Annotated in this window: 8 protein-coding genes; 6 read left to right on the top strand and 2 right to left on the bottom strand. The window is 37.3% G+C overall.

Annotated features, from left to right (window positions below; genetic code table 11):
* The first annotated feature begins 135 nt into the window (after window positions 1-135).
* On the top strand, window positions 136-1,020 hold the full coding sequence (locus tag NMK36_RS02375; RefSeq protein WP_193870552.1) for a YihY/virulence factor BrkB family protein: 885 nt from the start codon (window positions 136-138) through the stop codon (window positions 1,018-1,020).
* A 292-nt stretch (window positions 1,021-1,312) separates the two neighbouring features.
* On the opposite strand, the gene NMK36_RS02370 is transcribed toward NMK36_RS02375, so the two are convergent.
* On the bottom strand, window positions 1,313-1,918 hold the full coding sequence (locus NMK36_RS02370) for a DUF3611 family protein (protein ID WP_254172910.1): 606 nt from the start codon (window positions 1,916-1,918) through the stop codon (window positions 1,313-1,315).
* A 191-nt stretch (window positions 1,919-2,109) separates the two neighbouring features.
* A complete protein-coding gene (locus NMK36_RS02365; protein ID WP_254172909.1) occupies window positions 2,110-3,498 on the bottom strand; it encodes a hypothetical protein in 1,389 nt (462 codons plus the stop codon).
* Window positions 3,499-3,627: 129 nt separating this feature from the next.
* Here NMK36_RS02365 and NMK36_RS02360 point away from each other — a divergent pair, with 129 nt between their 5' ends.
* From NMK36_RS02360 to NMK36_RS02340, 5 genes are all read left to right on the top strand, one after another.
* Window positions 3,628-4,140 (top strand): hypothetical protein, encoded by a 513-nt coding sequence (locus NMK36_RS02360; RefSeq protein WP_254172908.1) that lies wholly within the window; start codon window positions 3,628-3,630, stop codon window positions 4,138-4,140.
* Between the two features lie 4 nt (window positions 4,141-4,144).
* The gene (locus NMK36_RS02355; protein ID WP_254172907.1) at window positions 4,145-8,932 is read left to right on the top strand and encodes a tubulin-like doman-containing protein; all 4,788 of its coding nucleotides are present in this window, start codon (window positions 4,145-4,147) and stop codon (window positions 8,930-8,932) included.
* 6 nt (window positions 8,933-8,938) lie between these two features.
* Complete coding sequence (locus NMK36_RS02350) at window positions 8,939-10,918, top strand: hypothetical protein (RefSeq protein ID WP_254172906.1); 1,980 nt, start codon at window positions 8,939-8,941, stop codon at window positions 10,916-10,918.
* Between the two features lie 404 nt (window positions 10,919-11,322).
* Complete coding sequence (locus NMK36_RS02345; RefSeq protein ID WP_254172905.1) at window positions 11,323-11,916, top strand: Uma2 family endonuclease; 594 nt, start codon at window positions 11,323-11,325, stop codon at window positions 11,914-11,916.
* 425 nt (window positions 11,917-12,341) lie between these two features.
* The gene (locus NMK36_RS02340) at window positions 12,342-13,523 is read left to right on the top strand and encodes a HetZ-related protein (RefSeq protein ID WP_254172904.1); all 1,182 of its coding nucleotides are present in this window, start codon (window positions 12,342-12,344) and stop codon (window positions 13,521-13,523) included.
* The last annotated feature ends 164 nt before the right edge of the window (window positions 13,524-13,687 follow it).

Below are 13,687 nucleotides of genomic sequence, written 5' to 3'. Positions count from 1 at the left end.
ATTGGGAGTATAACGATAAAAGGTTAGCTTTAAAAGTTGGAGATGGGGATCAATGAATTCCTGAAGCAGGATAAACCCTTAACTTGGGACTATTAACCGACAACAGATCATTGATAAACGCCTAAAGGAGGTTGTGTGGTTAGTTGGAGAACGGTTTGGCGACTACTCAAAGAAACCTATCAAGAATGGAGTCAAGATAATGCCTCTCAATTGGCGGCGGCTTTAGCTTATTACACTGTATTTTCTTTAGCTCCTTTATTGGTTATTGTTGTCGCAATTGCAGGTTTTTTCTTGGGGGAAGAAGCAGCACGGGGAGAATTGGTTGGACAAATTCAAGGGTTAGTGGGGAAAGACGGAGCAACGGTTATTCAAACCGCTTTAGAAAATACCAACCGTCCGGGGGAAGGAAATGGACTTTTTGCATCCTTGGTGAGTCTTGGCTTTTTAATTTTTGGCGCGTCAGGGGTCTTTGTTCAGTTACAAGATTCATTAAATACAATTTGGAATATTACCCCTAAACCGACAAATGCAGTGGGTAGTTTTGTCAGAAAACGGGCGTTATCTTTTGCTGCTGTAGTTAGTATTGGATTTTTATTATTAGTTTCTTTAACTGTTAGTGCAGTATTAAGCGGGTTAAGTCACTATGCCAGTGAACTTTTACCGGGTGCTGATAGTTTGTGGCAATTGCTCAATTTAGTGGTTTCTTTTGCGGTTACTACCTTATTATTTGCTTTAATTTTTAAATATTTACCCGATGTTTTGATTACTTGGAATGATGTTTTAATTGGGGCAATGATTACAGCTTTATTTTTTACATTAGGTAAATCTTTGATTGGAATGTATTTAGGAAGTAGTAGTTTTAGTTCAACCTATGGGGCGGCGGGATCATTAGTCATTTTTCTAACTTGGATTTATTATTCTGTACAAATTCTATTTTTTGGTGCAGAATTTACCCAAGTTTATACCCGTCATTATGGCTCTAATATTATCCCAGATCGCCATGCAGAATTTAAAAGCTGATAGAACATCAGTTATCAGTTATCAGTCATCAGTCATCAGTTATCAGTTATCAGTTATCAGTCATCAGTTATCAGTCATCAGTTATCAGTTATCAGTTATCAGTCATCAGTTATCAGTCATCAGTTATCAGTTATCAGTTATCAGTTATCAGTTTATTTCCTGTTTTCTATTCCCCCTTCGTAATTCGTAATTCCCTATTCCCTGTTCCCTATTCCCTGTTCCCTATTCCCTGTTCCCTATTCCCTGTTCCCTGTTCCCTGTTCCCTGTTCCCTGTTCCCTGTTCCCTATTCCCTATTTAGATTGATGAGAACTCACCCGACTTAATAACCACAAACTGACTGCAATTCCAGCTAATTCTGCGGCCATTGCATTCACCATTGCTTGCATCGCAATTAAATTAAAAGGGGTAATAATAGAACCCGCATTTAAAACCGTTGTTCCTGGAAGTGGAGTGAGAAGTTTAGACCCACCCGGAGGTAAGGTAAGCATCCGATATAATAAACTTCCCACCATTAAAAACCCCACTAAAATAACACAAGCCATCCCGATTAAATTAGCACTAATTCCTAACCATAAAGCATGAATCACCTCTGCTTTAGCGGGTCGTTGGTTGGGATCTTCTAATTGATTACCAATTTGACTATATCGGAAACACCAATACAGGGTAAAAATCAAAGCAAATAAACATCCATATCCTAAAACAAGACCCAGGGCAGAATTTTGGGGATTAGAAGGAGAAGCGGGTCTTAAAAACAAAACAAAAATCAATAGAAATATGGGGATTATTCCCAATATAGATTGTACCCAAAATCCAAACCAGCCCAAACGACGAAAATCTTGGGCAATTTCATGAATATTAGGAGACGGAGATTCATAATTCGTATAGGGTTCAACCATCTTTTTTCCTGGATTTAATCTGAATATTGACAGTAATATTTTTTTGTAAAAAAACAATATTAAATAGTTTAATCGAATATCTGAAACAAGTCAAGGATTTTAGACCCTATCAAGGACGATAACCTAACAACGCTTCGAGGGTAGGCCCAGCAGCTATCCAAATCCCCTCTATATAGCCTTGCTTAAGATTTTTAATCCTTCTGAATAATATACACCAACTGACCAATAGCACCAGAGTTTTTGTTTGAATCTGGCGTTTCTGAAACAGTTTGACAAACATCAGCAGAATTTTTGTTTTGAGTTGGCATTTTTAAAACCGTAGCATCTTTTAAATCTGATAAAAGTGGGCTTAATTTATAGGTTTTATTAGGCTTGAAATCTTGAGGCTGTTCAAAACTCCAGTCTTGCCACCATTTAGGGGTTTGGAAATCCTTCACTTTGACATTAATAATTAATTGATAAACACCGGGTTCTGTTAAGGTGCTAAAATCAGGAGAAATGACTAATTTTGTACCATCGGATTTTTCCTGATTAACTTGAATCTTAGGGAGATTCTCACAGGAAGATTGACCATATTTTTTTAATTCTGGTTCAAACTCAAATTCTAGGGGTAAAGTCTCAGGAAGGAGTGAATAGGGAATTTCCCATTGCATTTTTTCGTTTTGATAATCTTTTGTTAATACTATGCGTTCCACTAATTGACGGTTTTTAGTTGTTACTTGCACGGTTCCATTATTAATATTAACATTTCGTTGTACTCCTGAAGCTAAGGAGCTTTTATCTTGATCATTAATATTTAAAAATAACGGCTTTTCTAAAGGATGTGGAAAGAAAATTACCGATTCTTGGGGTTTAATGCTACTATCCTTTTGAAAAAAATCAAAGAATTTATGAACTAAAGAATAATCCCCTAACACCAGAACATAAAAAGGACGAAAGGTTTTTGAATCTTGGGAATTAGTCGTATAATTTTTTTCTTGCTTCCCTAAACCGATATCAAAAATCGTGCCATCAAATTGACTGCGAAATGCCATAATACCAACGGCATAGTTGAGGTTTTGATTAAAATTGTTCTTAATTGGATCTAAAATCTGATTGATTTGAGACTGTTGGGGGTCGGTATACAAATCCGTGACAATAATAGACAGTTGATTGGCTGGGTGCGGATTAGGAATTACGGTTTTAAGGTGAGTCTCGAATAAATTAGAATTATACAAGTTATAAAAACTGGCAGATTGGGCTTCAATAACACCATTATTGTCTTGAAATGGTTCTTTTTTTATGCCAAAACGGTAATATTTTCCACTGGATTTATCTGATAAACTACTTGTTGCTCGCTCTATTGAGCCTAATATTTGATTATACTCACTGTCAGGAATTGTTACAAATCCTAACATAGATGCCGTACCGTCAATATTAATACTGACATCAATAGGTTGGGATGGAGATCTCTGAGACTCGGATTTTGGGAAGGATTCGGGGAAGGACTTGGAGGGATCGGGTGCTGTGATTGTAGTGGTACAGGATGCTACAACTAAGCTAAGGGCGATGATAGTCAAGTTAAACAGAGGTTTGTTCATGGGTTTTGTCTGGGATACATAAAGATTAAGATTTATAAAAATGTATCGAAAGTTACCAAAAAACAACCGATCTTTACTATATTAGAGTGTATCAAAAAAAATAGCAAATTGTTTTAAGCAAAATATCTGATGAAGCAACAACTACTGAAAGGAGTTGTGAGTTTGCTGATCTGGACAACACTGTACGCAGTGATGATAATATTTCAGCCCTTTATTTTTCAAACTCAATGGGCTCCGCTTACCACCGTTGACCCTAATGAATGGATGAGCATTTATAGGAAAAAGATGCTACTCCTGGCAGGAGTCAGTGCATTTTCAACACTTTTATGGTTGGGGTGGGCGCTATGGAAAGAGAGAAATATTCTATCTGCAAAACAAAGCCAGCAAACAATGTATTTTTGGTGGATGTTGTTAGGTTTACAGATGTGGATTGCCTTGTTTTTTTCTCATCAATATTCCCAAACTATTCCTGAGTTTAAGCCCCTGCTATGGAGTACATTGTTTTCATTACTGAATATTTTTGTGTTTTATTGGGTGACAACAGCAATTATTACACCAGGACAACTTGAAGAGTCGGTGTTGTTATCGCAGACAAAAATTTTAGAAAGTATCAGAAAAAAGATCAACCCTTGGGGGGAGTAAAACAATGGCAGCTTATCTGATTGCAGTCGGTGGTACAGGGATGAAAATAGCTCAAGCAGTTGTGCAGTTAGCTGCTGCTGGCTTGTATTCTGACCTACCCAAAAAGACTCTTAATATTTATCTGATTGATAGTGATGAGGGTAATGGAAATTTAGCGGAAACTCATAATAGCATCACCTTCCATCAAACTTGTTATCAATTGCTTAAGGTTTCAAATTCTGAACCTCCTGTTTTCCTAACACCGATTACTCCCACAACGGAGAAATCTAATCATTGGCCAATTTTGGAAGAACAAAATCAAGAAACTTTTATTCAAATCTTTAACTATTCAACAGAACGTAAGGATACAGCCCGTTATCTATTTGATGTTTTTTATAGTCAAGAGGAGCGCGATCCCAATACGAAAACAAACGTCGGCTTTCACGGCAAACCTGCTGTTGGTGCAGCCTGTATTACTAAAATAGCAGAGGAAGAAAACCAAAAAGACAGTGTATGGAACTCTATAAGGACAACAATTAAGACCGATAATCAAGCTCAAGTCGTTATTTGTGGGTCTATCTTTGGAGGGACTGGAGCCTCTGGTTTACCCACAATCGGTCGTTTATTGAAAAAAGACAATACGCCGGAAACATTAACATTAAATGCGGTGTTCATGCTCCCTTACTTTACCTTAGATGAAACTAAAATTTCCCAAAATGGCGAAGAATCTGAGGTAAAAAAACAACAGTCAAAAATTAAAGATCTCTCTGATCAACTGCCCCTCAATGCTAATGCCGCGTTGCGATACTATGACGAAAAAGCCAAGGACATTTTTGACACCGTTTATTTATTAGGAGTACCTGAACGGAAAAAGATTCCTGGGAATAAGGATGGAGGTAGTCAGCAAAAAAATCCGCCGCTATTTTTGGAATTTTATGCTGCTTTAGCGGTTAGAGATGGGTTTATGACTCCTAAAAACGGAAATCAACCCGTTGTTTTAATTGCTAGAAAAAATCCAAATAATTTGATTTGGGAAGATTGTCCTGACAGCCCAACGGTTAAAACAAAACTCACTCATCACATCTTATTTTGTTTAATTTGGTTGTTGTACATTGAGCCAGAATTGAAAATAGCCTCAAAACAAAATAAGATTAACACCCCTTGGATTAATCGCTTTTTTAAAAATCCCAACTCGATTAGACAGGAAATAGACCGACAGGATATTGAAACAATGACTCAATCCTGTCGAAACTATTGGGATTGGTGGGTGAGTATCCATGAAGACTCCAGTGTCAAATTATTTGACCAACTGATTACGCAGTTTAAATCCATAGTTCTCAACAAGCAGAGTGCGATTGATAAATTAGAAACAGCGATCAATCAAATTTATGGCGTTAAATTGAGGGATATTGTAACTAAATTAGCTAAAGCTAACGTTAAACCGACAGATGACCGTTGCACAGAAGAATTAATTGTTCACCTGTATCCCCTGTGTAAACCTCAGTTTGTTAACTCCCCTGACATTTCCGATGGTGGAAACTCTGACCGATGGTTATTACCTACCTTAATAAACGACAACATCGGGATGGGTGACAAAGGAAAATGGCTTCGTAAAAATGGTCTTACCTTTAAAGCTATTGCTGATGATCTGAGTATTTCGCATTCAGGCGATCAGGCGAAAAGCGTTACTTCTATTCCCGATATGTGGGCGCGTCCTTTGTTAGTTCAAATGGCACTTTTAGACCGAAATCATCCCCTCCATCAATCGGTTAAAAAGCAATGGCAAAGAATGTTAGCTGCGATCGCTTTGGCAAAGGTAAGAAATTACCCCATTACTATTCAGAAAGCTGATCTGAAAGAACAAGCAACTGATCCCATAGAAAAGGCGTTGTTTAAACTAATTCCTGATAAAAACAATAGCCTTTATACCTTAGAAAATGGTAAGAATCCTTGGTCAACCTTGTATGTATTTCTCTGGGATGGTAAGGCGATCGGGATCACCTCTGCAACCACCTTAATTTGTCCCTCAGAAGGCGAAAACTGGCCGGAAGTTCCCCGGTTAACACTTTATGAAACTGAACAACTCTACCAGTGGTTGGAGGCTCTTAAAGAGCAATTAAATGATTCCCCTGGAAACCCAAGAATCTCAGAATCAATTACAGAGTTTCAACAGGAATTAAATGGTATCCCAGTTAACAGTGCAGCTAACCCAATTACTGACAAGAATTCTTCCTATTTTAAACAAGAGATTGATCTGGGAAAATTAAAAATCTTAAGCCAACCAATTTTAATAGATAGTAACACCAAGTCCGGCATTGTTTTAAAACCCCGTCAGCTTGAAGGATTACAAAAACTACAAATTATTCCTGATCCTGAAGAAATTAAAACACAATGGGGACGAGAAGCTTTTGAAATTTGTATTGATGAACAAAATCAAGTTAACCTCAATAGTCGCAGCTTAAGGAATTATCGCAACCGAGAGGGATATTTATTTGCTGATGAAATCTTTAACCAAGATTGCTATTTCTTGAAAACCGATCAAAAAGAGTTACCTGGTGCATTACTCATTGAGGGAGAAGATATCAAATATAACTGGGAAGGAAATAATGCCCAGCCCCTAACCTCCCTGTTACCGATTAATCCGAAACTGCTGACCGGAATTAACCCTACGGAACTGATTGAAAAAATAACCGCCACTCAAGAGAGTAAAGGCGGAGAAGTTTCGGTTAAATTTACCCTCAAGTTACGCCTTTCTGGTCATGAAAAAGACTATGAAATTACTAAAAACTACCCCATCAAAAAAGACAATATCTTAACAGCGATTCCTACGTTGGAAATTTGGCCGAATTTCCAAGCTGAAGGCTGGAGTGAATATTATGGGTTTTATGCAGATACTTCCCCGCAGGGAAAAACATTTCGAGTTAAATTTCCTCACCCACCCAACGCAAAAGATATTCGCACTATTCAGGATAAAGCCTACCTCTATGAAATTATCAGTCTGAAAGCATTTCCGGCTTATGGAATTTGTCAAGAAAAAGAAACAGATAAAGATTGTGGGTTACTGTTGTTTAAACAACCCGCACCTCTCAAGCCCGATTTCAATAGTACCTGGAAAGTTGGCATTGACTTTGGAAGCTCCTTCACTAACATTTATTATAGTAATGGCACCAATCCTGACAAGTTAACTCTGCCTAATCTTCGCTATTCTCTTGGTACTAAGTCCCAAGAAGGCGGGGAAATTCGTGATTTGCTTTATGAATATTTCTTGTCAGGAAATCCAGAAGCAGATATTTTGCCCCTATCCTCAATTTTAACAACCAAATCACAAACCAATGAAAACAAGTATATCCTTGATGGACGGATTTATCTAGCTGGCGGTGTTCCTGATTTTGATCCCAATCAAAACTATATTCATACGAATTTAAAATGGTCACAATCAAGAGTTCAAACTGAAAAATTTTTGTATCAGTTAACTTTACAAATTACGGCTCAAGCTGTCTTTAAAAAAGTCCAAAAAATTCAGTGGATTTTTTCCTATCCTTCTGCACTTTCTGATGATGACCAAGATAGTTATTTAAAAACTTGGAAAGACATATTAGCACAACTAAAGGAAAAAACAGGTATAACACACCAATGGGAACAGCAAAATCAAGATGGTATTTGTCACTGGCAAACGGAAAGTTTAGCCTTTGCTTATTATTTTAACCAGAGACATCAAGACGCTGCGACATTTATTTGCATTGATATCGGGGGAACTACATCTGATATTTCAATTTGGCAACAGTATCAATTAGTTCACCAATGTTCAGTCAGGTTAGCCGGAAAACAATTATTTGATGGTGTCGTCAGGAAAAAACCAAAAGTCCTAGAGATTTTGCAGAAAGAATTGAGATTAAAGGATGAACTTCAAACATTGGCTAACAACGTAGGAGGGAATCAAAATCAGGAAATTGATGGCTTTAGTGCTAAACTTGCCGCTTCTTTACGTTGTTGTAATCGGCAGAATTTAATGCGTAGTATTGGGGACATCGACACTCAAGGTGAAAAGCGGGCTTTGGGGGAAATGCGACAGATTAGTCGATTAGGAATAGCAGGACTTTATTATTATATTGGTCTGATCCTTCAAGTTTTGCAATCCCGTGCAGGTGAAGGAGTTTGGAGTGAACCTAGATTAGCTACTGTTTATATTGGAGGTAATGGCAGTCAAGTTTTTCATTGGTTAGTGGCAACTGGAGAATTTGATGAAAATAACCCAGCTTCTAAGTTGTTAAATCGGTTATTTAAGGAAATGTTGAATAAAGGTTCGGGTTTTGAATATCAGAAACCAGTCTCAATTCGCCTCAGTTCTCAACCTAAAGATGAAGTTGCCTATGGTTTAATTTTAAGTGCTCAACAAAATCAATTGCAGATTCCTGACAACTCAGATAATCGGTTAATTGCTGGAGAAGATTATGAATACACCGAAACAGGTGTACTCAAAACAGGAGACTATAGTTCCCGATTGAGTTTGCAACAACATTCTACTATCCAAGGGTTTCAGATGGAGAATTTAACCAATCTCAAACAATTTTTCCAAGATTACCATGAGGCGATCATAACCCTAAACAATTCTAGTATTCAACCTTTTTCAAAATATTCCGATTCGACATGGCAAGATCGACTTTGGTATCAGGTGGCTGAACGTCTAAATGATGTTTATTTACCTGGTAATATGACTGGAAATTCTAGCAATATTCGTCTTGAACCTCCCTTTATTATGGGATTAAAAGTGTTACTGGACGTTTTAATCGATCCGAATCAACTGGAGAACTAAGAATTTATGAAACTCCCTTCTTTTAGTCGAGATAGTTGGCTGATTGCTATTGCTATGGGAGGTTTATGCCTTTTTGCCCTACCAAATTCACCAGCACCAGCAACTTCTGCGTCTGCTTCTCCATCCTCCCAACCATCATCCCCACCAACAAGTCCACCACTACCAGAGTCACCCTTGTTGGATGAGTTGCAAAGTAACTTACCGATGTTAAACTCTAAACTGGACGCGGCGATCAAGGCTCTTGGTAGCGTTAAAACAGAGCTAACTCCTGAGCAGTTGAAATCAGCTTGGACTAATGTTGATGCTCAGGTTGATCAACTTTGTACTCAAACTGTTTCGCCGTTAAAAAAACGAATTGAGGAGGAAAGCAAAAAAGATACAACCTATAAAACAATTGCCGATTTGTTCAATCAGATAGGAACAACTTGCAATAATATCAACAACAAAACTGATCAGTTAAAAGCTAATAGTCAGCAATCTTCTGATCCTCAAGAAACGGTTGATAGTCCTGAAACTAATATTAAACAAGAGTTACAGAGTATTAAGCAACTGTTAAATCAAGTTAAGGAGTGGGTTAATCAAGAACAGGAGAAGAAGTACCGAGAGAGTTTGGAAAAACGATTAGACTTTCAAAAAAATTTACAATATTCGATTTTAGGATTATTATTTGTATTATTATTGGGATTATTTATTAGGGTTATTTTGGATAACGGAGGAGATAGAACAGTGGATGGTGCAGATCAAGATAAATCGGGCGATGGTACAAAAAAAAATCCAACATTTGTGGGACTAAAAGAAAGTGAAGCATTAAGAAAAATCTTGGAATATTTTGATGAGTTTCTAAAAAAACAAACAGAAGCATTATCAAATGTTGAAACTAAACTTCCAAGAACCTTGCTTGAAGAAGTGCAAAAATTAATATCCCAAAAAATTGATGAAAATAATGATCAAATAAAAAAATCTTTTCAAGAAAATTTAGAACATAATTTTCATATATTATGGGAATCTATAAAAAAACAAATAGAAGAAATCTCTATTAATACTGGTAATTCTCAACAGGAATATTCTCATGAGGATATTAAAAAAATAAGCGAACAATTAGCTAATATTCCTGATCTTATTAAGGATCAAAATAAGGATAAAGTTGATCGTTTTTTTAGCGACATGGAGAAAAAATTGATTCCCTTAATAAAGAAATTAATAAGGGAGGAGTATAATAATCAACAATTAACTATAATTGCAGATCATCATGAAGCAGTTGCAACTGGAGAAGATGATCAAAGTAGTTCTGAAGAATTAAATAATCATAATGAGCAAATTCAAGTATTGCAATCGCAATTAGAAAAAATAACGAAAGAAGTTGAACAATTGAAATCAGAAAACAGTCAATCAAAAGAAAATATTAAACAACTACAAACAACATTACAGGCAGAACAAGAAACAATTCACCAGCTACAATCAGATTTAGAAGAAAAGCAAAATACACTAGATAGTTTGGAACAACAGATTACAATTAAAGATAGTACAATCAATTCCCTACAATCTGAAATTACGAATAAAAAACAAAAAAATGAAGCTGAAAAAACAACAAGCCAACAAAATAAAACCCCAAAAATTTCTCAAAAATTACAGAGTTTAGTTGATAAATATAATCAAAATAACGGTGACTTTAATGTTCTGAAATCTAACTCACCTATACCCGTCAAAGATGACTCAGATGCAGCAAAAGGTGTAATCAAAGTGAATAAAGTTAATGAATCTGACGCCAAATTTTATGTGATCAGTTATAGCCAAGAATTGTACTTATTTCCTAAGCTAATAATTGATAGCAATATTCATATAAAAGGATTGGTCAGATACTTTAAGTGTACATTGACAGATAGTACAACAAATATTCAATTAGTTACCCCTGCTAAAATGAAGCAAATATCAGAAGAAGATAGTTGGGAACTGGTTGATGAAAATTCTAAAGGACAAGTTAAATAAGCTGTTAAGCGTCTAAATGGGTTATTAGGTAATCGTGAAACCATTGTAGTACCAGCGTCCTCACGCTGCGTAGATATAGAGTTTAAATGCAATGATGTGATCAACTCATAGATGCAATCGTTTATAAACTCTATGGATTAACAGAAGAAGAAATTGCTATTGTAGAAGGAAGATGAGCTAAATTAATAGTTATATTTCCCTGGTTCCTACGCGGTGGAAACAGAAGCCAAAGCTTTCTATTAATATATGGCAATAAGCAGATTAGTCTTTACAACTTCTTTGTGCCTTTGTGCCTTTGTGGTTAAATTAAAGGTTAACCCTTGTAAAGATACCAGCGCGAACTACTATAAATTATGCTAAAAAAGACGATGGTATTGATGGGATTACTAACGAGGTAAAACTTTATGATTGCTCAAATTGAAAAACAAGACCATAAAACCATTGAACAATACCTAGAATTAGAACTCAATTCTCAAGAACGCCATGAATATTTAGATGGAGAAATTGTTATTATGACAGGTGGAACCCCCAATCATAATCAAATTGCACTGAATCTAAGTGGAGGATTAAATTTTGCCCTCAAACGTCAACCTTATCGGGTATTTGTAACCGACCAACGCCTCTGGATTCCTCAAAAACAAATTTATACTTATCCAGATGTTATGATCATTCCAGGAGAATTACAATTTCAAGAAGGCAGAAAAGACAGTTTAATGAATCCAACATTAATTGCTGAAGTCCTCTCTAAATCTACAGAAGGATATGATCGAGGAGACAAATTTCAGGCTTATCGAACTATTTCCACCTTCCAAGAATATCTTTTAATAGATCAATATCATCACCACGTTGAACAATTCACGAAAACCGATAACGGGAAATGGTTACTCTCCGAATATGAAGGCGAAACTGCCACCTTATCCCTCGCCTCAGTTGCCTTTGAAATTTCCCTAGCGGATATTTACGATAAAGTCGATTTTACCTTGATAGAGCAACAGTAGGTAGATTTGCCGAATCAGAATAAACACAAAGACACAGAGACACGAAGAATACTTTGTGTCTTCGGGGTTTTAGAGAACCCTAGGAACTCCATATTACGGTCTCTCTTCATAAGATTCAGGTAGCCAGTTGCCAAACTGGTCTAGGGATAACATCGACAACCCCAACAAAATTAGGTGTGATCGAAAGCAAAAAAATAGGGTTGTAATACCGATTAAATAAGAGCTTCAGGGTGATGCACAATTGCTTGATGTAGAGGAATGGACAAAGGCATCTACACAGTTACCTCAGAGAGTGGAACATTCTGATCACTACTCCAAAGGGGCTGCTTCTACTATTCAAAGTGTAGAGAGTTGAATCAGGAAACACCAAACCGCCTTTCACTCTCGCCTTCTGTACACCGTGCTTTTACCCCAGGACATCCATCATGTTTGCACAAGAAATTTCTATTCAAGATTCTGAAGTTACCCTTAATTCTATTAATCCTCAAGCTTTAGCTCAACTCTTATTACAAGAATTGCAAACAAACGTCAAAACCCTTCCCGCTAGTGGTCGGGCGGTGACGCTGCGGATGGCGTTAGAAGTCGAACGTATTTGCGAAAAAAGCAACCGCATTCAAAATTCTGGCGAAGTGCAAACCTGGCAACTCAGTTTAGCTCGTCATCGCTTGCAAAAGTGCTTAGAATATTACAAACTCGGTTCTCGTCAAGGTCGGGTGGAACTGCATTCTAACTTAGCGGCGATGGTGTACCGTCACGTTGCTTCCTTTGAGTCTCAGTTAAGCTTTCAAGCTCGTTACAATTTAATTGAAGACTTTCTGCAAGGGTTTTATGTCGAGTGTTTACGGGCTTTCCGTCGGGAACACGTGATGGAAGCCGACTATACCCCCCGCACCCGTTTAGAATTAGCAGAATACATGGCCTTTACCGAACAGTATGCCAAACGTCAAATTGGTTTACCCGGTCGCAACCGTCAACGGTTAATTGTATTACGCGCCCAAGGGTTTGCAAAAGGTCAACCTCCTGAAATGTCTATGGATATTGAGTTAGCCGTTGAAGGAGGTAAAACCGAAGAAGCCGAAGCTCAAAGTCGGACATCCGCAATGCAGCAAATTCGGGAAAAAATGGTATCTGAAACCCCTGACCCGGCTGAAGGTGTTTTACGAGATCGGGTTATTGCTGAACTGGTTCAATATTTAGAATCTCAAGGACAAAGTGATTGTGTCAAATACTTAACCTTGAAAATGCAAGATCTCCAAGCTTGCGATATTGACAAAGCCATGGGGTTAACCGCCCGTCAACGGGACTATCTGCAACAACGGTTTAAATACCACGTTGAAAAATTCGCCCGGTCTACCAACTGGAAACTTGTCCATGAATGGTTAGGGGCTGATATTAACCAAAAATTGGGGATGAATAGCCAACAATGGGAAACCTTTCAAGCTCAATTATCCGCCGATCAACAAACGTTACTGCAACTCAAAGCAACTCAAGAAAGTGATAAAGCGATCGCATCTGCCCTGAAATGTACTCCCAAACAAGTCCAAAAACGTTGGGCTAAACTCCTCGACATGGCTTTCAACTACCGTAACACCGAGGCCTTAGCATAATGGGAACTTGTGTTAGGAAACAAGGAAACCCTCAACACCTTGTTCCCTGTTCCCTATTTCCTTATATAAGATTTTTAAATTGAAAATTGGTCAATCTTAAGGCTGTCTTGTCGCAACTACCGAGTAAATTCGATACAGTAGATTACAGTAACAGTTTATTAAGA

Origin of the sequence: Planktothrix pseudagardhii (assembly GCF_904830925.1) — a bacterium.
Classification (GTDB): Bacteria; Cyanobacteriota; Cyanobacteriia; order Cyanobacteriales; family Microcoleaceae; genus Planktothrix; species Planktothrix tepida.
The sequence above is the reverse complement of the archived record's forward strand: the minus strand, read 5'-3'. Positions and strand labels throughout refer to the sequence as shown.